Below are 23,016 nucleotides of genomic sequence, written 5' to 3'. Positions count from 1 at the left end.
GCCCGCCCCCGATGAATTCCCGCTACAACGCCGCCGACATCGAAGTCCTCTCCGGCCTGGACCCGGTCAAGCGCCGGCCCGGCATGTACACCGACACCACGCGCCCGAACCACCTGGCGCAGGAAGTCATCGACAACGCGGTGGACGAGGCGCTGGCCGGGCACGCGAAGGAGATCGCGGTGACCCTGTTCAGGGACGGCAGCTGCGAGGTGTCCGACGACGGCCGCGGCATGCCGGTGGACATCCACCCGGAGGAGAAGATCCCCGGCGTGGAGCTGATCCTCACCCGCCTGCACGCCGGCGGCAAGTTCAACAACCGCAATTACACCTTCTCCGGCGGCCTGCACGGCGTCGGCGTGAGCGTGGTCAACGCGCTGTCGACGCTGGTGGAGGTGCACATCAAGCGCGAGGGCAGCGAGCACCGCATCACTTTCCGCGACGGCGACCGCGCCACGCCGCTGGAGGTGGTGGGCACGGTCGGCAAGAAGAACACCGGCACCCGCGTGCGCTTCTGGCCCGACCCGAAGTACTTCGATTCGCCGAAATTCGCCCTGCGCGCCCTGCGCCACCTGCTGCGCGCCAAGGCCGTGCTGTGCCCGGGGCTGACCGTCACCCTGTTCGACGAGGCCAGCGGCGAGCGCGACAGCTGGCACTACGAGGACGGCCTGCGCGATTACCTCAGGGGCGAGCTGGCCGAACGCGAGCTGCTGCCGCCGGAGCTGTTCGTCGGCCAGCAGAAGAAGGACACCGAGGTCGTCGACTGGGCGGTCGCCTGGGTGCCGGACGGCGAACTGGTGCAGGAGAGCTACGTCAACCTGATCCCGACCGCACAGCACGGCACCCACGTCAACGGCCTGCGCACCGGCTTCACCGACGCGCTGCGCGAGTTCTGCGACTTCCGCAACCTGCTGCCGCGCGGCGTCAAGCTGGCGCCGGAGGACGTGTGGGACCGCGTGTCCTTCGTGCTGTCGATCAAGATGACCGACCCGCAGTTCAGCGGCCAGACCAAGGAGCGGCTGAGCTCGCGCCAGGCCGCGGGTTTCGTCGAGAGCGCCGCGCACGACGCCTTCAGCCTGTGGCTCAACCAGCACGTCGAGCTCGGCGAGCGCATCGCCCAGCTCGCGATCGAGCGCGCCAGCCTGCGGCTCAAGACCGAGAAGCAGATCGTCCGCAAGAAGGTCACCCAGGGCCCCGCCCTGCCCGGCAAGCTGGCCGACTGCATCTCGCAGGACCTTTCGCGCACCGAGCTGTTCCTGGTCGAGGGCGATTCGGCCGGCGGCTCGGCCAGGCAGGCGCGCGACAAGGACTTCCAGGCGATCCTGCCGCTGCGCGGCAAGATCCTCAACACCTGGGAAGTGGCGTCGGGCGGCGTGCTCGCCTCGCAGGAGGTGCACGACCTCGCCGTCGCGATCGGCTGCGACCCGGGCAAGGACGACATCGCCGGCCTGCGCTACGGCAAGGTGGTGATCCTGGCCGACGCCGACTCCGACGGCCTGCACATCGCCACCCTGCTCTCGGCGCTGTTCCTGCGCCACTTCCCCGCACTGGTGCGCGCCGGCCACATCTTCGTGGCGATGCCACCGCTGTTCCGCGTCGACGTGGGCAAGCAGGTGTTCTACGCGCTGGACGAGGAGGAGAAGCGCCTGCTGCTGGAGAAGATCGAGCGCGAGAAGCTCAAGGGCCAGGTCAACGTCACCCGCTTCAAGGGCCTGGGCGAGATGAATCCCTCGCAGCTGCGCGAGTCCACCATCCATCCCGACACGCGCCGGCTGGTGCAGCTGACCGTCGACGACGACGTGGAAACGCGCGGGCTGATGGACATGCTGCTGGCGAAGAAGCGCGCGCCGGACCGCAAGGCGTGGCTGGAGCAGAAGGGCGACCTGGCAACGCTGGAGGTCTGACACGGCGAGTCATTGGCGTCAGCCGTGGCGACGGCATCGTTGCCATGACGGCGGATGGATTCGCGCGGCGCGGCGACCTGGCGACGCTGGAGGTCTGAGACCCCGTTCGTGGTCCTTGCATTGGGGGCGGGGGCAAACATCATCGAAAACGTCATCCCGGCGAAAGCCGGGATCCATTTTGCCGTTGGTTTTCGTTCTTCCCATTGCAACATCAAGATCAAGATGGATCCCGGCTTTCGCCGGGATGACGTTGGACCCGGAGATCACGAACAGGCGCTCAGGCCGGCAGGAGCCTCGCACCGATGCGTCGCCACCACGCTGCGTGGAGCAGGTACCACGCGACCAGCAGCCAGCCCAGCTGCCATTCCAGCGCGTTCTCGATCCGGTCCTTCAGCCCCGCATCCGCGACGAGGGCACCTGCGGCGACATTGCCCAGGCCCAGCAGCAGCATCAGCGCGCTGACCGCCACCATCGCCGCCACCACGCGCGCGTCCACCCGCACATCCCGACGCACCGCCTGCAGGAACCGCAGCTGCGCGAGGTAGCCGAAACCGAAGAAGCAGACCACGCCGTAGCGGCGCAGGAAGCGGTACGCCTCGCCGTCGGTGCCGAGGAAGGTCGCGTAGACCGCCAGCGCGATCGCGGCGACGACGCCCAGCCAGGCCACGTCGCGCGATCCGCGCCCGAGCCAGCGCGACGCCAGCCACCAGTGCAGGCCGACGAGCAAGGCGCACGGCAGCACCAGCAGCCGGAACACATGGTTGCCGAGGCCGTGGCGCGCCGCGCGGCTGATCGAGGTGCAGCCTTCGAGCACCGGCACGCAGGCTTCGACATGGCCGTCGCGGATCGACAGCCACAGCGCCAGATGCGTGGCGACGGTGAACAACGCCGCGATCGAGAGCGGCAGCGGCCACAGCGGGATCGGATGTGCGGAGGGTCGGGACATGCGTTCGCGGAGGATTCCTCGCTGCGCGACAGGCTACCAGAGGGGACTTTCCGCGATCGTGGAAGCAAGAGCCATCGTCATCCCCGCGAAGGCGGGGATCCATTTTGCCTTGCGCAACGACGCTGGATGACCAGCGCTTCGCACTGTTGTAAAGCGCTTCCCGCCTTCGCGGGGATGACGAGCTTTGCTTTGCCGTCAAGGGCGGCTCAGGGCGTCGCGTCGGCCAGTTCGATCCGCACGCGGGCCGGCAGCGCCGTTACCCGCAGTTCGCGTCCGTTCCAGTCCGCCTCGCCGGCCTCGATCGTCGTGTCACCCGGATCGCCGGCCAGCGGCCACGGCAGGACCAGGCCTCCTTCGGGCAGGCGCAGGCCGGTGTAGTCCACCTCCAGCAGCAACCCACCGTCGTCGCGCCGCAGTCGATACGCCAGCGGGCCGGACGCCGTACGCAGCCCCTCAATGCCGACGCCCCTGCCGTCCAGCCAGTCGGCCGGCACGCCGGCGGCGAGCACGAGGCTGTCGTCGCGCTCGCGCGGGTAGGCGAACATGTCCAGCGCCGAGCGCACGAAGTCCGAACCGACCCAGGCGTGCGGCAGGTCGCCGAGGAAGAACGGCTTGCGCGGCGTGCGCGACACCACCTCGCCCCACTGGTTCCAGGCCTGCGGCGCGCGGTCGGCGAAGAAGAAGTCGACCACCTCCTTCGCCCGCCCGCGCCAGCCCAGGCGCACGAACGCGGCGACGTTGCGCCATTCGTACGGCGTGTAGTCCTTCCACTCCAGCCGGCCGTCGCGGCGATCGAGGAAACGCGTCCAGTACTGCTCGAAGGTGTTGTGCAGCAGGTTCTGCGGCAACCGATCCTGCTCGCCGCCGGGGGCGAGGCCGATGGTGGTCGAGGTGGGATCGAAATCGCCGAGCTCGGCCGCGCCGGGCAGGAAGTCGATGTCGTGCAGTTTCGCGGCCGCGCGCAGCGAATCCATCAGGTCGTCGTGGAACTGGTCGCGCGAGGCCGTCATCCGCTTGGCATCGTCGGCCTTGCCGAGCGCCTCGGCGACCTCCACCGCATCCTTGTAGCCGCGCAGCGCCCAGAAATTGTCCCAGTACGAATGCATCGGCTTGGCCGAATAGCCTTCGTGGCTGATCGAGGCCGGCATCATCCCGTAGAACGCGGGGTTGAGCCTGCGGTTCGCCGCCGTGCGCTCCGACAGCCGCAGCTGCTCCATGTAGCGGTACGCGCCTTCGACGTGCGGCCACATCCGCTCGAGGAAGGCGTGGTCGCCGGTGTAGCGCCAGTACTCGGCGATGTTGAAGATCAGTTCGCCGTGGCTGTCGTTCTCGGGCACCGGGTCGCTGCCGCGGTCGTCGACGCAGCACGGCACCATGCCGTCCTCGAACTGGTAGGGCGCGTACCAGTCGACGTACTCGCGCACCACCTCGGGCCGGCCCATGCGCAGCAGGCCCTCGGAGATCATCGCGCCGTCGCGGATCCAGCTGCGCGCGTACGAGCGCGTGCCCGGCTGCAGGCGAGGACCGACGCGCGAGATCAGCATGTGCGCCAGCGAGGTGCGCAGCGTGTCGGCCAGCGCCTGGCCCTGCGCCGGAACCGTCAGCACCACGCGGTCGAGCTTGTCGCGCCACATCGCGGCGGTCTCGACCTGCAGCGCCTCGGCGTCCCACCAGCGGCGCGCGAACCCGGCGTTGCCGGTCATCGGCACCATCACGTCGATCGTGCGCGTTTCCCAGGGCGCCAGCCGCATCGTGTACAGCAGTGCGCCGGAGGCGAGCCCGGTCTGGTCCTGCACGCGCGACGCCGCCGGCCTGCGCGGCGCGGCGAGATGCGATATCGCCATGCCCGCATCGAACGGCGTCACGAATGCGGCGGTCGGCAGCTGCTTGGCGAACACGCGCGCCTTGCCGCCCACGGACACCGTGCCGCCATCGATCGCCAGCGATTCGATCCGGCTGACACCGCCCGGGGTATTGAGGAACTGGCTCGGCGGATTGACCTGGAACGGTTGCACCGCCAGCGCCAGCGTGTAGTCGCGCGCCTTGCCGCCCGGGTTCGACAGTCGGTAGCGCGCCACCAGCCGCGATTCCCGCGGCGTGCCGTGGGCGAAGGCGGTGACGTCGAGTTCGAGATCGTCGCGCTTCCAGTGCACGGACGGGATCGGCAGGTAACCGTCCTGCAGCGACTGGATCGCGGTGACGTCATTCCATGTCGCCAGCGCGCCGTCCACGAGCACGAAGGGCTCGATGCTGAAGCCGCCCCTGGCGACCTCGACCGCGCCGTCCTCGCCGATCAGGCCCTGCTGCGTGCCGCCGTCGAGGCCGAGAATCGTCCAGTACGGCTGCTCGCCGCCGAAACCGCGCGGGAACCAGCCTTTCGGCGCGTGCGCGGCCACGGACTTCACGAAATCGTTGGGCGTGGCCGCGAACGCCAGCGGCTCGACCTGGGCCTCATGCAGGGAGAAGCGCCGCGTCGGCCCATCGACGAGATCGAAGGCGATGTAGCGCGCCTCCGATTCGGGCAGCGCGATCCAGTCATCGCCGCCGTTGCCCGTGGTCACGCTGCGGGCGTCGCGCCATGCCGCGCCATCGTCAGACAGGCCGATCGCGTAGCGCGACGGGTAGTCCCTGCCGTCCCAGCGCAGGCGCAGGCCGCCGAACTCGCGAACCTTGCCCAGATCGAGCACCAGCCGCTGCGGCACCGCCGATTTGTCGACGCTCCATGCGGTGGCCATCTTGCCGTCGACCGCGAGCGCGGCGTCGCCCGCGGTGGCGAGCGCGGTCGCAGCCAGCGGACTGTCGTCCTGCGGCGGCAACGCTTCGAACGCCAGCGCATCGAAGCACACGCTGCCGCGGCCGCCAGCGTGGTTGTAGATCGTGAACTCGAGCTTCGCGCTCCGGTGCAGGACCGGGTCGGGATCGGGCCCCCAGGCCTTGTCGATGTGGCGACGCTTGTAGCGCACCTCGGTCCACTGCCGCGGGAAGTCGTACTTCGGCCGGTTCACCCACCAGACGTTGTCGCCGCTGGCGTCAACCAGCTTGAACTGCAGGTCGTTGTCGGGCGAATCGCCGCGCAGGCGGAACGAGAAGCGGTAGTTCTCCGGATAGTCGATCACGAGGTCGCGCTGGAGGCCGGCGTAGCCCGATACGCCGTTGAAGTCGTAGTCCAGGCACAGCGCCCTGCCCTCGGCGTCGTCGATCGCGCGCAGGACGCCGCTGACCTGGTTGGAGGCCACCACGCGCCAGGGCGTGGGATCGTCGAAGTGGTCGAGGACCTTTACTTCCTGCGCAATCGCAAACGGCGTGCCGGTCAGCGCCAGGAACACCCCGACGAAGTACTTTTTCGTCATCCCGGCGAAAGCCGGGATCCATTTTGATGTTTCGCGCCGAGCCGGAAACAGAGGCAAGGGCAAAATGGATCCCGGATTTCGCCGGGATGACGACCTGGTTGACGGCACGGATACCGCTTCGTTCATCCCTTGACACTCCCCAGCAGCAACCCCTGGATGTAATAGCGCTGCAGCACCAGGAACAACCCCAGCACCGGCAGCACCGTCACCACCGCGCTGGCCATCATCAGCTCCACGTCCATGATGTGCTCGCGCGACAGCGCGGCCAGCGCCACCGGCAGCGTGTAGTGCTCCTGGTCGGTCAGCACGATCAGCGGCCACATGAAGTCGTTCCACGCGCCCATGAAGGTGAACACCGCCAGCGTGACCAGCACCGGCTTGAGCATCGGCAGCACGACCTGGAAGAAGATCCGCAGTTCGCCCGCGCCGTCGATGCGCGCGGCCTCGATCAGGTCGTCGGGGATGCTGCGCGCGTACTGCCGCACCAGGAAGATGCCGAACACCGTCGCCATGGCCGGCACGATCACGCCCCAGTAGCTGTTGACCAGCCCCAGCTGCTTCATCAGCAGGAACAGCGGCAGCATCGCCACCTGCGCCGGCACCACCAGCGCGGCCAGCAGCAGCTGGAAGATGCGCTCGCGGCCGCGGAAGCGCAGCTTGGCGAAGGCGTAGCCCGCCATGGTGTTGACCAGAAGCGACAGCAGCGTGATCGCGACCGAGACCAGCAGGCTGTTGCCGAAGTTGCGGGCCACGCCGGTGGTCGCGAACAACTCGCGGTAGTTGTCGAACGTGACCGCCGACGGCAGGAACGGCGGCGGGAAATGGCTGGCCTCGCCGCGCGGCATGAACGACACCGAGACCATCCACAGCAGCGGCGCCAGGCTGAGCACCGCCAGCGCGACGAGCGCGCCGTTGACGCGCAGCGACTGCCAGCGCGACCGGCCGACTTCGCTCATACCAGGTCCCTCCTGCGCCCGGCGCGCAGCAGCAGCGTCGTCACCGCGAGGATGATCAGGAACAGCAGGAACGCCACCGCCGATGCGCGACCGAGGTTCCACCACTTGAAGCCTTCCTCGAACATGTAGTACAGCACGCTGACCGTGCTCTGCAGCGGGTCGCCGCGGGTCATCACGTAGGGTTCGGCGAACAGCTGGAAATAGCCGGAGATGGTGATCACGCCCACCACCAGCAGCACCGGTCCGAGCTGCGGCAGGGTGATGTGCAGGAACTGCCGCCAGCGCGAGGCGCCGTCGATGCGCGCGGCCTCGTACAGGTCCTGCGGGATCGCCTGCAGGCCGGCGAGGAAGATCACCATGTTGTAGCCGAAGTTCTTCCACACCGCGAACAGCATGATCGTCGGCATCGCCCAGCGCGGATCGCCGAGCCAGTCGACCGGCGCGATGCCGACGTGGCCCAGCGCCCAGTTCACCAGGCCGTAGCTGGTGTGGAACAGGTAGCGCCAGATCACGGCGACCGCGACCAGCGTGGTCACCACCGGCGCGAACAGCGCGGTCCGGAACAACGCGCGCATCCGCGCCAGCGGCGAGTTGAGCAGCAGCGCCGCGCCCAGCGACACCGCGATCGACAGCGGCACGCCGACCGCGACGAAGTACGCGGTGTTGCCCAGCGCCTTCCAGAACATCGGCGTGCGCAGCAGATCGAGGTAGTTGCCGAACGCGACGAAGCGCAGGTTGTCGGTGTCGGCCAGGGCATAGAGGTCGAAATCGGTCAGGCTGAGCAGCGCCGCCGCCAGCACCGGCAGGCCGAAGAACACGCCGAGCACGATGAGTGCGGGCGCGGCGAACATCCAGCCGGCGAGGCTAGTGCGCATGGCGGCTCCGGCGGTCCGGATCGCTCCGCTGCCCCCCGTCGCGCCCCTCCCGTTCGCGCACCCAGCGCCGCTTCTCGAGGATCGCATCCACGCGCGCATCCAGTTCCGCCGCCGCCTGCTCCTGCGACTGCCCGCCGCGCACCACGCGCTCGGTCGCCAGCCGCATTTCCTGCGCGATGCGCTCCCACTCCAGCACCTGCGGCGTCGGCCGCACGCGTTCGAGCTGGTCGCGGAACGCCATCGCCAAAGGATCCCCGGCCAGTTCCGGATGCTCCCAGGTGCTGCGCCGCGGCGGCAGGTCGCCGATCAGGGCGTGGAAGCGCTGCTGGATGTCGGGACGCGACAGGAACTCGACCAGTTGCCACGCCGCATCCTTGCGCGCGGACGAACGGAACAGCACGAGGCTGGTGCCGCCGGCGATGCCCGCGCCGGGACCGTCGGGCCCCGGCAGCGGCATCGTGCCCCAGGCATCGGCCAGTTCCGGTGGCTGGCGCTTGCGGAATTCGCGGATGTTCCAGGGACCGGACAGGTAGAACGCGTAGAAGCCGCGGAAGAACTCGTCCCAGACGTTCGAGATCTGGGTGTCGGACATCGGCGGCGCCCAGCCTTCCTCGAAGGTCTTGGCGTAGAACGCCAGCGCCTTGCGGAAGCCCGGGCCGCGGAAATTGCCGTAGTCGTCGCCGTCGCGCAGCAGCGGGGCGCCGGTCTGCAGCGCGAACGAGAGCTGCGGCTCGAACTCGTTGATCGGCATCAGCACCGCGTAGCGGCCGGGACCGCCGTTGCGCACGATCGCCGCCATCGCCGCTTCCCATTCGGCCCAGGTCGTCGGCGGCGCATCGAAGCCCGCCTGCGCCAGCAGGTCCTTGCGGTAGTACAGCAGCCGCGTGTCGACGTACCACGGCACGCCCCGGAGCACGCCGTCGACCACGTTGGTGGCCCAGATGCCGGGGAAGTAGTCCGCCTGGTCGACGATCCGGGAGGCATCCACCCTCGCCTGCAGCGGTTCGAGCGTGTCGAGCATCGCGAACTCGGCGATCCACGTGTTCCCCATCTGGCCGATGTCCGGCAGGCCGTCGGCCGCGAACGCGGTCAGCAGCTTCTCGTGCGCCGCGGTCCAGGGGATCTGCTGCAGCTCGACGCGGATGTGGGGGTGTTCGCGCTCGAACTCGTCGATCAGTTCGGCCACTACCTCCGCTTCCCGGCCCATGGCCCAGAAGCGGATCGTGGTCGTGCCGTCGTCGCGCGCGCAGGCGCCGAGCGCGAGCGTCAGCAGCAGTGCGAGCAGTACCGGAGACGAAGATCGCATGCCGGGGATCTTAGAGCCTGTTCACGATCGTTGTACCTGGGAGGCTGCACATCATCGAAGACGTCATCCCGGCGAAAGCCGGGATCCATCTTGACCCTGATTCCCGTTTGCATGGCAGGAACGAAGGCCAACTGCAAAATGGATCCCGGCTTTCGCCGGGATGACGCTCGATTCGGGAACCGTGAACAAGCTTCCGATCCCCATCTGCAGCCCGGGACTGCATCCGCCCGGACACGCTACTGCGGCGGATCCGAAGCCCTCGGCTCGGAAGGCGGCCTGTCGTCGTCCTCGGGGATGCGCGATTGCGCCATGCCGATGTCGCTGGCGTCCGCGGCTTCCGGGTCGGGCTCGCCCGAGGTCTGCGGCTCGCCCGGCGGCGCCAGCCAGCCGCCGGTGAAGCCCGCGCGCTCGAGCCCCTTGCGGATGTAGGGATTCTCGCGCATCACCTTCCACACGAACTCGTTGCGGTAGTTCGCGATCATCGTCAGGATCGGTCCCTGGTCGATGCCGATGTAGTCGCTGGCCACCCAGCCGCGGCCGGGGATGATCCGCCCGGTCTTGAGCGGGATGTCGTACTTGAAGCTCGGGTTCACCGCGTCGAGGAAGCCGTAGCTGGAGTACAGGTACTCGCCGTAGCGCTCGTACAGTTCCTCGGTCGCGGGGATCACGATCTCCGGCGCGAAGGCAATCGATGCGATGGCGGCCGTCGGCGCGATGGTGCCGTCGTCGAACTCGTCCGACAGGCCGGCGCCGCGCGCGCTGTAGTGGCGGAACTCGCGCTGCTCGCCCTTGAACTCCTGCGTGGTGCGCTGCGGCCCGTCGCTGGCGGTCAGGCCCCAGATGGTCTCGCCGTAGTCGTCCCACTTCATCGGATTCTCGATCGCATACGCGCGCTGCGCATAGGTCGCGCGGCGGCTGTTCTCGAAGTAGTCGATGCCGCGGTTCTTCATGTACTCGTCGCGGATGCCGCGGAAGTCGATCCACACGTGCGAGTACTGGTGGCCGAAATGCGGGCCGAAGCTCAGGTACTCCTGTCCCTGGAACACGCCCCAGTCGCCCTCGTAGGTCCGCGTCCAGGCGTCCCAGGCCTCCGGTTCCACCGGATGCGTCGGCGAGCCCAGCGCCAGGATGTAGACCAGCATGGCCTCGTTGTAGCCCCTCCAGTCGTGGGCGATGAAGCCGCGCTCGGGATACCAGCCCATCGAGATCAGCGGCGGCCGCTGCTGCAGCCAGGGCCACTCGACGCGGCGGTAGATTTCGTCGGCGAGCTTGCGGATTTCCGCCTCGCGAGGATCGTCGCCGGTGTAGTACGACTGCGCGAACAGCACGCCCATCAGCAGCAGGCCGGTGTCCACGCTCGACAGCTCCACCCACGTGTTGTAACGGGCGCCCTCCTGCATGTCGATGAAGTGGTAGAAGAAGCCCTTGTAGCCGCTGCGCCCGGTCGCCTGCGGCCCCATCTTCGCCTCGCGGAAGAACTTCAGCGTCGCCAGCGTGCGGTCCACCGCCTGGGTGCGGCTGACCCAGCCGTTCTCGATCCCGATCGGATACGCGGTCAGCGAGAAACCCACCGAGGCAATGCTCGCGAACGGCCGCGACGGGAAGCGGTCCGGCGTCAGCCCGTTGAGCTCGTTGGTCGTGTCCCAGAAGAACTGGAACGTGCGCCGCTCGATGTCGCGGAACAGCGGCGGCAGCTCCGGCGGACCCGGCGGCTCTTCCTCCCTGGGATCGGGCTCGGGCAGCACGATCTGCGGGATCGGGCCGGGCTTGGGCGGCGCCACGGCCGGTTCGGCCGGTGCGGGTGCCTCGCGCTGGCAGGCCGCCAGCAGCAGGCACAGGACGGCCATGAGGGAGAAGCGGAAACAGCGTGGATACACGGAGCGCATGCCTGGGGTCTGGGTGGAATCGTTTACAGGGTCCGACAGAAAAACGCAGGCCACCGAAGTGGCCGGCGTCTGCGTGGCCTACCAGTCAAGCCCGAAGGACAACTTGAACGTGCGAGTCGGCCACAGGATGCCGTTGCCGCTGCGCTGGCCGAAATTCGGGTTCGGCCCGTCATTCGGATTGCCACGGCCGTCGTCGTAATCGGTCCAGTTGCGCCAGTTGAACGCATTCAGGAGATCCGCGCGCACCTTGAAGCTGAGGTCGCTGCCGGTGTTCCAGACCTTCTGCAGGGCAATGTCGAACTGCTTGAAGCCGATGGATTCGTCGATCTCGTACGGATCGAAGAAGCAGTTGCCCTCGATGGCGACATCCAGGCAATTGACCGCCTCGCGCGGGATCGGGCTCGCCAGCGTCAGCTTGGTGGAGATGGTGATGTCCCACGGCAGGCCGAAGATGCCCGTCGTGACCAGCCGATGCTTGGCGACGCCCGTCGACATGTAGAACTCGTCGCCAATGTCCGGATAGTCGAACACATACGTTTCGCCCTCCGAGGACTTCGTGCGCAGTTCCTTGGCATCGCTGTAGGTATAGGCGACGGTCACGCCCCACGGCGACTGGTCCGAGTAGGGCTTGTCCAGCGAGAGCATGAGCGAATTCAACTTGGTCTCCATGCCGTTCTGGCCGAGGATCAGGCTGCCGTAGCCGGGGATCGCCTCCCCCCAGGGCTGCCGGCCCCAAGTGGCCTCGGGGAACGCAGGATCCCGGAAGCTGCCGTCCGGATAGCGATTGCCGAGCCTGAAGTAGATCCCCTCCTTCGAACGGATGTGCGCCAGTGCCACGGATGTGTTCCAGTCGTGCCCCCAGACGTTGACGATGTTGCGCATGCCGATGCTGAACTGGTCGGAGTACGGCGTTTCCAGGTCGTTGCGGATCAGGTTCACCTCGCCGCCGGCGGTCGGATTCGCCGCTGCGTACGCCGCGAGCCCTGCCGCCGTCATCAGCGCCGGATCGAACTCGATGCAGCTCACGCTGGGGTCGCAGGGATGGTTGGCATCCGGGAAGTTGATGGTGTAGGTGGTGAAGGCGCCGCCATAGAACTCGCGCGCCATGTAGTCGAACAGGTTGCGGTCGTAGGAGCGTCCGATGCCGCCGAAGATCACGTGGCGCTGGTCGGCGAACAGGTCGTAGGAGAACCCGATCCGCGGCGCGATGTTGTTCTTGTCGCTGTCGCGATTGCCGCCGTCGCTGATGTAGTCCTCGATGTCGTAATCGGTATTCTGGATGTTGGTCCAGCCGCGCAGTGCGGCCGCGATCGCGGGATCGAGCACGTAATCCGTGTAGGCCCCCATGTCCTCGTAGTCCCAGCGCACGCCGAAGTTCAACGTCAGCTTTTCGTTGACCTCCCAGTCGTCCTGGATGTAGATGCCGAACTGCTTGTTCGCCGATTCGATGTTCGGATCGCGGCCCGCGCGTGCCGTCGTGTACTCGATCCGGTAGGGCTGGCCGATGTTCTCGACCACGTCGTAGATATAACGCGGGTTCGGCGGCGAGTTCTGGAACGCGGTCAGTTCGATGTCCTTGTACTTGAAGCCCATCTTGACCGTGTGGTTCTCCCAGCCGTAGAACGTGAAATCGTTCTGCAGGCCCCAGCCGCTCTGCCCCTTGTCCTGGAACGTTGCGCCGCCACCGGTGTTGAGCAGCGTGATGTCGCCGTCGTTGGCCAGGTTGCGGGCGGTATAGCGCGTGATCGGGGCACTGATGACCGGCCGCGGGTTGTAGGCCGACTCCTCGAACGTGATGTGCGCATCGTTCATCCAGTTCTCGGCCGAGTACAGCGAACGCAGGTCGTAGCGCTTCTCGTTGTTCGTCAGCGCCGTGGCGGTGCTGTCGGCGTTCTGCCCGCCCACGCCGAGGATCCCGACCTCCTCGCGTATGCGCGCGGAGAATTCGATCAGGTGCGCGTCACTGGCCTGGAAGCTCAATTTGCCGAAGTAGACGTCCTGGTCGAACGGGCGGCTCGTCGGCCCGTACTGGGAGGTGATTTCCGCAGGCAGCGCCACGTGGGCGGTATTGTTGGGGCGCGTGACCATCTCCGGGACGATGAAATCCTTGGCCTCGTAGGTCACGAAGAAGTGCAGGCGGTCGCGGATGATCGGACCGCCGAAGGCGACGCCATACTGCTCGGTCGTCTCCGGACTCTTCGCGCCTGCCGCCTCCTCCCCGGGCGACGCCTTGCGCCAGTCGTCGGTGTAGCGATCCCAGATGAAGCTGCCGGTGAAATCATTGGTGCCCGACCGGGTCACGGCGGTCACCGCGGCGCTGCTGATCTGGTCGTACTCGGCCTTGTAGTTCGAGGTGATGACCTTGTACTCGCCGATCGCCAACTGCGGGAACGGGTTGCCGCGGCTGTCGTCCTGCCCGGTAATGCCGCCGGGGGTGACGTAGTTCTTCTGACCGACACCGTCGATGAAGACATTGATCTGGCTGGCGCCCTGCGCGCCACTGCGCAGTTGCGACTCGTTGCCGTTGCCGCTCTGCACGAACTGCATGCCCGGCACGGTATCGGCGAAGGCAAGGAAGTTGCGCGAGTTCTGCGGCAGGTTCTCGATCTGCCGCTGCGAAACGTAGGTGGCCACTTCCGAAGTCTTGGTCTCCACCAGCGCGGTCGCGGTGACCACCACCGCATCGAGGTCGGTGGCCCCTTCCGCGGGTGCGGCTTCGACGACGCCGCCCAAGCCCAGGTTGAGGGTCGCGGTCTGGCCGACGGCCAGGGTCACGTTCTGCGAACTGGTCTGGCCTCCAGCCGTGACGTCGACGCGGTAGGTTCCCGGCGGCAGGCCGGCCAGGCTGTAGCCGCCCCCCGCGCTGGTGCTGACCGAGCGCGACAGGCCGGTCGCGAGGTTGGTGGCGGTGACCTGCGCGCCGCTCGCGGGCGCGGAATCGCTCGACACCTGGCCGCGGAGCGTCGCGGACGTGGACTGGGCGAATGCCGGCGCCGACAGCAGCATGCAGCCGGCCAGCGCGCAGCTGAGCAGGCTGCGATCGAACCTGCGGGAAGCGGGGTGGGTCTTGCGATTCATCGTGATGCCCCTCCCAGGGCGGTCCTCGAACAGTTGAAACCGGGGGATTGACGCGTTTCGGACTGCAACGCTGTTCTTGTCTTCGACTGCGGACGGATGTCGCCTTGCATTCACCTCTTCATGTCGTTGCGCGGGACGCGCTGGATGGCCTGGTCACGAGCCGCGGCGCCAGCAGGGCGTGCTCCTGCGCCTCCGGGGTTGCGGGTTCGAGCAACTGGCGGATGGCGCGCGCGCCCAGTTCGGCGATCTCGACGCGCATGGTCGTCAGCGCCGGGTGTACGTAGCGCGAAAGCGGAATGTCGTCGAAACCGGCGAGCGCGACGTCGTCAGGCACGCGCAGGCCACCCTGGCTCAGCGCGAACAGGCAGCCCAGCGCCATCATGTCGTTGGCGGCGAACACCGCGTCCGGGCGCTGCTCCGCTTCGAGCAGGACCTGTCCCGCACGATGCCCGGAGGCTTCGTCGAAGTCGCCGGGCAGCACCCAGGGCTCGACACCGGGCGCACCGGCGGCCAATGCATCGCGATAGCCGCGCAGGCGCTCGCGCGCGTCGAAGTTGTCGTCGGGGCCGGCGATGAAGGCGATGCGGCGGTGCCCGGCCTGCAGCAGGTGCTGCATCATCGCCATCGCGCCGCCGTGGTTGTCGACGCCGACCGAGGCGCGGCCGCTGGCGGCGAGCGCGGAGTTCATCAGCACCACCGGCATTGCCGCCGGCAGGTCCTCGGCCAGCGACTCCGCGCCATCGACGAACGGCGACATCAGCAGCAGCCCGTCCACGCGGCCGCGCATCGTGCGCAGCGCGGCGCCCTGCTCCTGCGGATGGCCGTGGTAACTGGACACCAGCAGGTGCAGCCCGCGCTCGCGCGCGACCTGGTCGATGCCGCGCATCAGTTCCGAGAAGAATTCGCCGTACAGGTCCGGCAGCACCACGCCGATGGTCTGCGTGCGCCGGCTGCTGAGGCTGCGCGCCGCGTGGTGCGGGCTGTAGCGCAGCTCGTCGGCAACGCTGAGGACCCGCTTGCGCACCGCCTCGGCGACGTTCTGGTGGCCGTTCAGGGCCCGAGACACGGTCGCCACCGAAACATTCGCGCGTCGTGCCACGTCTTTGATCGTGACGCTCACACCGCCTCTCCACGGTTTCGCGATGGCCGCAATGTAATCGTTTTCAAGAGAAGATGTAAAGCTTTCGTTCGATGCATGGCGTCGGTCCATCCGTCGTTTCTTGCTGCGTTGCAACAGTCATTGCGGCACGGGACGACACTGCGGGGCGGGCTGCCGATCGAACCGCCCCCTTCGACTCAGCGGGCGACCACCTTGAACGCCACCGACTGCTCCGCCTCCGAACTGCCGCCGGCGAACACGGTGAACGTCCCCGGCTCGACCACGCGCCGCATGTCGGCGTCGTACAGCGCCAGATCCTCGAAACCCAGCTCGAACATCACCGTGCGCGACTCGCCCGGCTGCAGTTCGACGCGGCGGAAGCCGCGCAGCTCCCGCACCGGGCGGGTGACGCTGGCGACGTCGTCGCGCAGGTACAGCTGCACCACTTCCGTGCCGGCGCGTTGGCCGGTGTTGGTGACGCGCACGCTGACCTGCTGCGCGAGGTCGTTCGGCGCCAGCGTCGCGCGCGACACGGTCGGCGCGTCGTAGCCGAACGTGGTGTAGCCCAGCCCGTGTCCGAACGGATACAGCGGCGTCCACGGCACGTCGATGTACTTGCTGGTGTACTTGTTGTCCTTCGCCGGCGGGCGGCCGGTATTGCGGTGCGCGTGGTAGATCGGCACCTGGCCGACGTTGCGCGGCACCGTGACCGGCAGCTTGCCCGACGGGCCCACGTCGCCGAACAGCAGGTCGACGATCGCGTTGCCGCCCTCCACACCCGGGAACCAGGCCTCGAGGATCGCCGGCACCCTGCCCTGCAGCGCACCGGTCGACAGCGGTCGGCCGTTGAGCAGGACCACGACCACCGGCTTGCCGGTCGCCGCGACTGCCAGCGCGAGCTGCTGCTGTACGCCGGGCAGATCGAGCGAGGTGCGGTTGTTGGCCTCGGCGCTCATCTCCGGGTGTTCGCCGAGGAACATCAGCACCGCGTCGGCCTCGCGCGCGGCGCGCACGGCCTTGTCGAAGCCGGAGGTGTCGGCGCTGTCGATGTCGGCGCCCTTGGCGACGACCAGCCGCGTGCGCTCGCCGAGCGCTTCCTTCAGCGCGGCCAGCGGCGTCACCGCGTCCGCGGGCCGGCCGATGCCGACCCAGTTGCCGAGCATGCCCCAGGGCTCGTCGGCGAGCGGTCCGATCACCGCCAGCGTACCCAGCGACTTCGACAGCGGCAGCACGTCGCCCTCGTTCTTCAGCAGCACCATCGACTTCTGCGCCATGCGCCGCGCGGCGGCGCGGTGCTCCGGCGTCAGCGTCATCGCTTCCTGGCGCGCGCTGTCCTTGCAGTAGCGGTAGGGATCGTCGAACAGGCCGAGGCGGAACTTGGCGTTGAGCACGCGCCGCACCGAGGCGTCCACCTCGGCCATCGGCACACGCCCGGCCTGGGCCGCCACCGGCAGGTCCTTGAGGTAGATGTTGCTGACCATGTCCACGTCCACGCCGGCGCGCAGCCCGAGGCGGCCGGCGTCCTCGCGCGTGGCGGCGACGCCGTGCTCCATCAGTTCGAGCACGCCGGTGTAGTCGCTGACCAGCAGGCCATCCCAGCCCCAGTCCCCGCGCAGCACGCCTTCGATCAGCGGCTGGTGCGCATGCATCGGTACGCCGGAGATCTCGTTGAACGCCGCCATGACCGACTGCGCGCCGGCGTCGACCGCGGCCTTGAACGGCGGCAGGTAGACCTCGCGCAGGGTGCGCTCCGGGATCTCGGCGATGTTGTAGTCACGCCCGCCCTCGGCCGCGCCGTAGCCGACGAAGTGCTTGGCGGTGGCGAGCAGCGTATCGGGCGCAGCGAGATCCTCGCCCTGGAAGCCCTGCACGCGCGCGGCGGCGAACGCCGAGCCCAGGTACGGGTCCTCGCCCGCGCCCTCGACGATGCGGCCCCAGCGCGGGTCGCGGGCGATGTCCACCATCGGCGCGTAGGTCCAGTGGACGCCGTGCGCGGTCGCTTCCACCGCGGCCACGCGCGCGGCGTTGCGCGCCTCGTCCGGATCGAAGCTCGAGGCCTCGCCCAGCGGCACCGGGAAGACCGTGCGCATGCCGTGGATCACGTCGTAGGCGAACAGCAGCGGGATGCCCAGCCGCGACTCCTCGATCGCGATCCGCTGCAGCCGGCAGGTCAGCGCCGCGCCGTGGGTGCCGAGCCAGGAGCCGATCTCGCCCCTGCGCACCTGGTCCTCGCTGCCGGCCATCGCCGCCGGTCCGGTGTTGTTGCCCACGCCCGGCGGCTGGTTCAGCTGGCCCAGCTTCTCGGCCAGGGTCATCTTCGCCATCAGCGCGTCGACGTAGGCCTTCTCGGCGGCGGGGTCACCGGCGGAGGTCTTCGGCGGCGGCGGGTCGGCCCAGGCCACCGGCGCGGCCAGCGCGGTCGCCAGCAGGGCGGACAGGAGTGGCATCAGGCGGATGCGGGGGCAGGCGCGCGTCATGGATCCCTTCGCGAAGGTGGCGTTGGCGCGTGAATGTAAACGTTTCCAATACGGGATGCACGGCACGGTGCAGCATCGGCCTGCCGCGGTTTTCCGGCCCGGTTGCCGTCAGGTGGAACCACGAAAGACGCCGGGTCCCCGCCTTCGCGGGGATCACGAACTTATCCGTCCATGTCGTCCGCTACGGCAGGACCCGGCGAAACGGCCGGACCTCGACCCGGGCGTAGACGCCGGCTTCGACATAGGGGTCGGCGTCGGCCCAGGCGCGGGCCGCCTCCAGCGACTCGAACTCGGCGATCACGATGCTGCCGCTGAAGCCCGCGGGCCCGGGATCCTCGGCATCGATCGCCGGGCACGGGCCGGCCAGCAGCAGGCGCCCCTCGTCGCGCAGCGCGAGCAACCGCGCCAGATGCCGCTCGCGCGCCGCCATGCGCTTGTCGAGCACCTGCTCGCCGTCATGGCCCTCGATCGCGTACCACATGCCGTTGCTCCGCTCCTGTGCAGACGCGATTCTAGGCCGGCGCTGCATTCCGCTGCGCCATCGCCTCCCCCATCCGCCCGTCCGCTGGACAGTCCGCGGGCCAGCGCTTACCCTAGGGACCAAGTTCCGCAGCCGAACGCCGCTTCCGTCGCCCCAGGACGCAGAGCCGCGGCCCTTCGGCCAGGACCCGACGCCCCTTCCTTCAGTCTTCTGCCGGCACCCGGCATGGCCTGTCCGTGGCGCCCGGTCGCAAGACGCTTTGCCAGTGCTGATGTCCGGACCCGTGCATGCCAGGGATGCGCGCCCGTACACATGCGCAGCCCGTGGCCGCACGCCGGCCCGCGGCAACACTCGACAAGCCAGACGGCCCGGAGGGGTCGCAACGCGAATGAGCCAATCCGCACAGGACAACGCCGCGCAGGCGGCTTCCCATCCGCAGCAGCAGGAGATGCCGCTGGCGGTGGTGCACGGCCAGCCGGTGCTGCAGATCCCGCAGGACCTGTACATCCCGCCGGACGCGCTGGAGGTGATCCTCGAGGCGTTCGAGGGCCCGCTCGACCTGCTGCTGTACCTGATCCGCCGCCAGAACCTCGACATCCTCGACATCCCGGTCGCCGAGATCACCCGCCAGTACGTCGCCTACATCGAGGTGATGCAGGAGCTGCGCTTCGAGCTGGCCGCCGAGTACCTGGTGATGGCCGCGATCCTGGCCGAGATCAAGTCGCGGATGCTGCTGCCGCGGCCGGCCAGCGAGGACGGCGACGAGGACGATCCGCGCGCCGACCTGGTCCGCCGGCTGCAGGAGTACGAGCGCTTCAAGCAGGCCGCCGAGGACATCGACACCCTGCCCCGGCTGGATCGCGACACCTCGACCGTCGCCGCCTTCGTCCCTGACCGCGCCTCGGTCAAGCTGCCGCCGCCGGTGGAGCTGCGCGAGATGCTGCTGGCCCTGCACGACGTGCTCAAGCGCGCCGAGCTGCTGACCAGCCACGCGATCAGGCGCGACGCGCTGAGCGTGCGCCAGCGCATGGGCGAACTGCTGACACGGCTCGAGGACGGCGCCTTCCACCGCTTCGAGGCGCTGTTCGACGCCGGCGAAGGCAGGCTCGGCGTGGTCGTGACCTTCCTGTCGATCCTCGAACTGGCCAAGGAGCGCCTGCTCGACGTGGTGCAGGAAGCGCCGCTGGCGCCGATCTACGTCAAGTCGCTGGCCACCGAACGCGCCGCCGACGAGCCGCTGGAGTTCTCCAGCGAGTTCGACGAGCCGGCGGAGACGGCGGGCGACGGGGAAAGCTGAGAAACGGGTTGGTCGTTGGGGCTTGGTGGAGCGCTGCTGCCCCACCACCAACCACCAACCGGAAACGGCCGATGGCTCGCGCCCGGCGGAATGCCGATCCACCATCGACCACGAACCACACACCACGAACGACAGACGCATGGATCAACAACTCATCAACCGCATCGTCGAGGCCGCGCTGCTGGCGTCCAGCCAGCCGCTGACCGTGGTCCAACTGGGCGGACTGTTCCCGCTCGACGAACCCGCGCCCGACGGCAGCCTCCAGATCGCGCTCGAAACGCTGCAGGCCGAATCGGCCGGGCGCGGCGTCGAGCTGGTCGAGGTCGCCTCCGGCTGGCGCTACCAGGTGCAGGCCGACGTGCACGCCTGGGTTGCGCGGCTGTGGACCGAGCGCCAGACCAAGTACACCCGCGCCACGCTGGAAACGCTGGCGTTGATCGCCTACCGCCAGCCGATCACGCGCGGCGAGATCGAGCAGGTCCGCGGCGTGGCCACCAACAGCAACATCATCAAGGCGCTGGAGGAGCGCGAGTGGATCCGCGTCGTCGGCCACCGCGACATCCCCGGCCGCCCGGAACTGCTGGGCACCACCAAGGCCTTCCTCGACTACTTCGGCCTCAAACGCCTGGACGAACTGCCGCCGCTGTCGGAGCTCAAGGACTTCGGCGAACTGGAGCCGCAGTTCGAGTTCGACGGCGAGGCGCGCGCGGTGGGTGGCATCGCCGCCGGCGGTGAAGGCGATGCCGATGCCGAAGCTGGCGACGTTGCCGCCAACGATGCCGCGCCCGCCGGCGATGCGCAGGTCGATGCCGACGGCGCCCTCGCCGACGAAGGCGAAGCAACTGACACCGAATCCCGCGAAGACGCGGACGACCGAACACACGACGAAGACGTCATCGACGCCGACGTCCAGCGCGAAATCGAAGCCGAAACCGACACCCACGATGCCGTTCCCGCAAACGAAACGGCCGATCCAGACAACGCCCTCGCCGACGACGGCGACAGCACCCGGAGCCATCAATGAGTGAGAAACAACCCGCCGCCGGCAGCCGCAAGCTGTCGCTCAAGCGCGGCGAAGACAAGACCGCCGAAGCGCCGCGCCTGGAAGAACGCCTGCACAAGGTGCTGGCGCAGGCCGGCCTGGGCTCGCGCCGCGCGCTGGAGCAGCGCATCGCCGACGGCCTGGTCAAGGTCAACGGCGAGGTCGCGCAGACCGGCATGTCGGTCGGGGGCGGCGACCGCATCGAGATCGACGGCCGCCAGTTCGTCGCCAGCGCGCTGACCGAACCGGCGCGCGTGCTGATGTACAACAAGCCCGAAGGCGAAGTGACCACGCGCGAGGATCCCGAAGGCCGCCCGACGATATTCGAATCGCTGCCCGCGCTCAAGGGCGCGCGCTGGATCGCGATCGGCCGGCTCGACATCAACACCACCGGCCTGCTGCTGCTGACCACCGACGGCGAGCTCGCCAACGCGATGATGCATCCCTCGTTCGAGGTCGAACGCGAATACGTCTGCCGCGTGCGCGCGCCCGAGGGCGAGGAGACGGTGCCGGAGAAGATCGTCGACCGCCTCGCCCGCGGCGTCGCGCTGGAGGACGGCCCGGCGAAGTTCGACGAGATCAAGCGCATCGGCGGCACCGATTCGAACGAATGGTTCCAGGTGCTGCTCAAGGAAGGCCGCAACCGCGAGGTGCGCCGGCTGTGGGAATCGCAGGGCTGCCAGGTCAGCCGGCTCAAGCGCATCCGCTACGGCAAGGTCTCGCTGCCGCAGACGCTGCTGCGCGGGCAGTCGCAGGAACTGGCCGACGCCCAGGTCGAGGCGCTGCGCAAGGAGCTCAATCTCGAGGAAGGCCCGCCGCCGGCGCTGACCCTGCTGCCGGTGATCGGCCAGCGCAAGGCGGCGAAGTCGACCGTGCACCTGACCGGCGATCGCCGCCCGCAGGGCTACGTCAACGGCCACAACACCGCCGACGAGGGCCGCGAGTTGCGCCGCTTCGACAACGTGCGCGAGGACCGTCGCGGACGCGGCGGCAAGAAGCCGCACGGCGGCCTGACGGTGAGCGGCGAGCAGGCCGCGAAGCAGTCGCAGAAGCCGTTCAAGCAGCGCAAGCAGAAGAACGACCGCTCGCTGCCGGAAGGCAACCCGGCCGCGTTCCGCACCTGGTACGTGCCCGAGGGCGTCGAGACCGGCCCCACCGGCCACCGCAACGCCGACGGCCGCGGCCCGAAGAAGCCGTTCAACAAGAAGAAGCGCGGTCCCGCGCAGGGCGCGGGGCAAGGCCAGGCACGCAAGCAGGGCGCCGCACGGCCGTACGGCCATCCCGACAGCGCGCCGACCTTCCCCTCGGACCATGCCTCGCCGGGCGCCTTCAATCCCTACGCCAACCGCCCGCGCGGCCCGCGCCCGGGCGGCAACAACCGTCCCAAGGGCCCGCGTCCCGGCGGCGGTAACAGGGGGCCGCGCGGCGGCAATCGCTGAGGTTGGGTGGATCGGCGGCTTTGCCCCCACCCCAACCCTCCCCCGCAAGCGGGGGAGGGAGCCAAGGGCCAGCGCTTTTGCCCCCTCCTCCGCTTGCGGGGGAGGGTTGGGGTGGGGGCAACCGGCGCAGCCGCCGGCTCCTAGACCTCGTCCCGCGCCACCTGCCGCAGCTTGCCGTCGTGCAGTTCCAGCACCCGGTCGAGCCGGCGCGCGAGGCGGCGATCATGCGTCACCAGCACCAGGCTGGTGCGCTGCGCGCGGTTGAGCTCGAGCATCAGTTCGAACACCGTCGCCGCGGTCTTCTCGTCGAGGTTGCCGGTCGGCTCGTCGCCGAGCACGCAGGCCGGGCGGTTGACCAGCGCGCGCGCGACGGCCGCGCGCTGGCGTTCGCCGCCCGACAGTTCGCCCGGCTTGTGCTCCAGCCGGTGGCCGAGGCCGACCGATTCCAGCAGCGCCTTCGCGCGCGAGGACGCCTCCGGGACGCCGCTGCCGCCGAGCAGCACCGGCAGCATCGCGTTCTCCAGCGCGGTGAACTCCGGCAGCAGGTGGTGGAACTGGTAGACGAAGCCCAGCGCGCGGTTGCGCAGCTGGCCACGCGCCGCGTCCGACAGCGCGCTCATCTTCTGCCCGGCGACGTAGACCTCGCCCGAAGTCGGCGTGTCGAGCCCGCCGAGCAGGTGCAGCAGCGTGCTCTTGCCGGCGCCGGAAGCGCCGAGGATCGCCACCGTCTCGCCGGCGTCGACGTGGAAATCCAGCCCGTCGAACACCGGCGTGTGCAGCTTGCCCTCGGCATAGGTCTTGCCCAGCCGTTCGGCGCGGATCACCTCGCCGGTCGCGGGCTGCACCTGCTTTTCCGAATCCCGATTCCCGATTCCCGACTCCC

Annotated in this window: 14 protein-coding genes and 1 pseudogene; 4 read left to right on the top strand and 11 right to left on the bottom strand. The window is 68.8% G+C overall.

What is annotated here, in order from left to right; all coding sequences use genetic code 11:
* Positions 1–11 precede the first annotated feature (11 nt).
* Complete coding sequence (gene parE, locus FQY83_RS00340) at positions 12–1,901, top strand: DNA topoisomerase IV subunit B (protein ID WP_146384044.1); 1,890 nt, start codon at positions 12–14, stop codon at positions 1,899–1,901.
* Positions 1,902–2,178: 277 nt separating this feature from the next.
* Here parE and FQY83_RS00335 read toward each other — a convergent pair whose 3' ends face one another.
* From FQY83_RS00335 to FQY83_RS00290, 10 genes are all read right to left on the bottom strand, one after another.
* Positions 2,179–2,847 (bottom strand): hypothetical protein, encoded by a 669-nt coding sequence (locus FQY83_RS00335; RefSeq protein WP_146384042.1) that lies wholly within the window; start codon positions 2,845–2,847, stop codon positions 2,179–2,181.
* Positions 2,848–3,053: 206 nt separating this feature from the next.
* Positions 3,054–6,197 (bottom strand): discoidin domain-containing protein, encoded by a 3,144-nt coding sequence (locus tag FQY83_RS00330; RefSeq protein ID WP_146384040.1) that lies wholly within the window; start codon positions 6,195–6,197, stop codon positions 3,054–3,056.
* Positions 6,198–6,319: 122 nt separating this feature from the next.
* Positions 6,320–7,153 (bottom strand): carbohydrate ABC transporter permease, encoded by an 834-nt coding sequence (locus FQY83_RS00325; protein WP_146384038.1) that lies wholly within the window; start codon positions 7,151–7,153, stop codon positions 6,320–6,322.
* Positions 7,150–8,028: a carbohydrate ABC transporter permease gene (locus tag FQY83_RS00320; protein ID WP_146384036.1), complete on the bottom strand. Its 879-nt coding sequence runs from the start codon at positions 8,026–8,028 to the stop codon at positions 7,150–7,152. The genes FQY83_RS00325 and FQY83_RS00320 overlap by 4 nt, the downstream gene beginning before the upstream one ends.
* On the bottom strand, positions 8,018–9,334 hold the full coding sequence (locus FQY83_RS00315; RefSeq protein WP_146384034.1) for a sugar ABC transporter substrate-binding protein: 1,317 nt from the start codon (positions 9,332–9,334) through the stop codon (positions 8,018–8,020). Before FQY83_RS00315 ends, FQY83_RS00320 begins: the two co-directional genes overlap by 11 nt.
* A 236-nt stretch (positions 9,335–9,570) precedes the next feature.
* Positions 9,571–11,181: a glucoamylase family protein gene (locus tag FQY83_RS00310; protein WP_425478538.1), complete on the bottom strand. Its 1,611-nt coding sequence runs from the start codon at positions 11,179–11,181 to the stop codon at positions 9,571–9,573.
* A gap of 117 nt (positions 11,182–11,298) precedes the next feature.
* The gene (locus tag FQY83_RS00305; protein ID WP_146384030.1) at positions 11,299–14,298 is read right to left on the bottom strand and encodes a TonB-dependent receptor; all 3,000 of its coding nucleotides are present in this window, start codon (positions 14,296–14,298) and stop codon (positions 11,299–11,301) included.
* A gap of 118 nt (positions 14,299–14,416) precedes the next feature.
* Positions 14,417–15,442, bottom strand: coding sequence for a LacI family DNA-binding transcriptional regulator (locus FQY83_RS00300; RefSeq protein WP_238333394.1), 1,026 nt, complete (start codon positions 15,440–15,442; stop codon positions 14,417–14,419).
* Positions 15,443–15,594: 152 nt separating this feature from the next.
* Entirely contained in the window at positions 15,595–17,844 is a 2,250-nt protein-coding gene (bglX, locus tag FQY83_RS00295; RefSeq protein ID WP_202878140.1) for a beta-glucosidase BglX, read from the bottom strand.
* A gap of 211 nt (positions 17,845–18,055) precedes the next feature.
* Entirely contained in the window at positions 18,056–18,355 is a 300-nt protein-coding gene (locus FQY83_RS00290) for a YciI family protein (RefSeq protein ID WP_146384024.1), read from the bottom strand.
* Positions 18,356–18,743: 388 nt separating this feature from the next.
* Between FQY83_RS00290 and FQY83_RS00285 the strand changes: the two genes are divergently transcribed.
* The 3 genes and pseudogenes from FQY83_RS00285 to FQY83_RS00275 form a co-directional block, all read left to right on the top strand.
* Positions 18,744–19,652, top strand: coding sequence for a segregation and condensation protein A (locus FQY83_RS00285; RefSeq protein WP_146384022.1), 909 nt, complete (start codon positions 18,744–18,746; stop codon positions 19,650–19,652).
* Between the two features lie 139 nt (positions 19,653–19,791).
* Positions 19,792–20,676 (top strand): SMC-Scp complex subunit ScpB, encoded by an 885-nt coding sequence (gene scpB, locus FQY83_RS00280; protein ID WP_146384020.1) that lies wholly within the window; start codon positions 19,792–19,794, stop codon positions 20,674–20,676.
* Positions 20,673–22,204 (top strand): annotated as a pseudogene (locus FQY83_RS00275) (pseudouridine synthase); the annotation flags it as partial. The gene scpB and the pseudogene FQY83_RS00275, both read left to right, overlap by 4 nt.
* A gap of 69 nt (positions 22,205–22,273) precedes the next feature.
* Here the strand turns inward: FQY83_RS00275 and lolD are convergent.
* A complete protein-coding gene (gene lolD, locus FQY83_RS00270) occupies positions 22,274–22,978 on the bottom strand; it encodes a lipoprotein-releasing ABC transporter ATP-binding protein LolD (protein ID WP_484496918.1) in 705 nt (234 codons plus the stop codon).
* Between the last annotated feature and the right edge of the window lie 38 nt (positions 22,979–23,016).

The organism is Luteimonas marina (assembly GCF_007859325.1).
GTDB lineage: Bacteria > Pseudomonadota > Gammaproteobacteria > Xanthomonadales > Xanthomonadaceae > Luteimonas > Luteimonas marina.
This window is presented reverse-complemented; position numbering and strand designations above follow the sequence as displayed.

What these genes read in the sequence shown, in the direction of transcription:
- parE (WP_146384044.1), top strand. Translation starts at nt 12, where the DNA reads ATGAATTCCCGCTACAACGCCGCCGACATCGAAGTCCTCTCCGGCCTG.
- FQY83_RS00335 (WP_146384042.1), bottom strand. Translation starts at nt 2,847, where the DNA reads ATGTCCCGACCCTCCGCACATCCGATCCCGCTGTGGCCGCTGCCGCTC.
- FQY83_RS00330 (WP_146384040.1), bottom strand. Translation starts at nt 6,197, where the DNA reads ATGACGAAAAAGTACTTCGTCGGGGTGTTCCTGGCGCTGACCGGCACG.
- FQY83_RS00325 (WP_146384038.1), bottom strand. Translation starts at nt 7,153, where the DNA reads ATGAGCGAAGTCGGCCGGTCGCGCTGGCAGTCGCTGCGCGTCAACGGC.
- FQY83_RS00320 (WP_146384036.1), bottom strand. Translation starts at nt 8,028, where the DNA reads ATGCGCACTAGCCTCGCCGGCTGGATGTTCGCCGCGCCCGCACTCATC.
- FQY83_RS00315 (WP_146384034.1), bottom strand. Translation starts at nt 9,334, where the DNA reads ATGCGATCTTCGTCTCCGGTACTGCTCGCACTGCTGCTGACGCTCGCG.
- FQY83_RS00310 (WP_425478538.1), bottom strand. Translation starts at nt 11,181, where the DNA reads ATGGCCGTCCTGTGCCTGCTGCTGGCGGCCTGCCAGCGCGAGGCACCC.
- FQY83_RS00305 (WP_146384030.1), bottom strand. Translation starts at nt 14,298, where the DNA reads ATGAATCGCAAGACCCACCCCGCTTCCCGCAGGTTCGATCGCAGCCTG.
- bglX (WP_202878140.1), bottom strand. Translation starts at nt 17,844, where the DNA reads ATGCCACTCCTGTCCGCCCTGCTGGCGACCGCGCTGGCCGCGCCGGTG.
- FQY83_RS00290 (WP_146384024.1), bottom strand. Translation starts at nt 18,355, where the DNA reads ATGTGGTACGCGATCGAGGGCCATGACGGCGAGCAGGTGCTCGACAAG.
- FQY83_RS00285 (WP_146384022.1), top strand. Translation starts at nt 18,744, where the DNA reads ATGAGCCAATCCGCACAGGACAACGCCGCGCAGGCGGCTTCCCATCCG.
- scpB (WP_146384020.1), top strand. Translation starts at nt 19,792, where the DNA reads ATGGATCAACAACTCATCAACCGCATCGTCGAGGCCGCGCTGCTGGCG.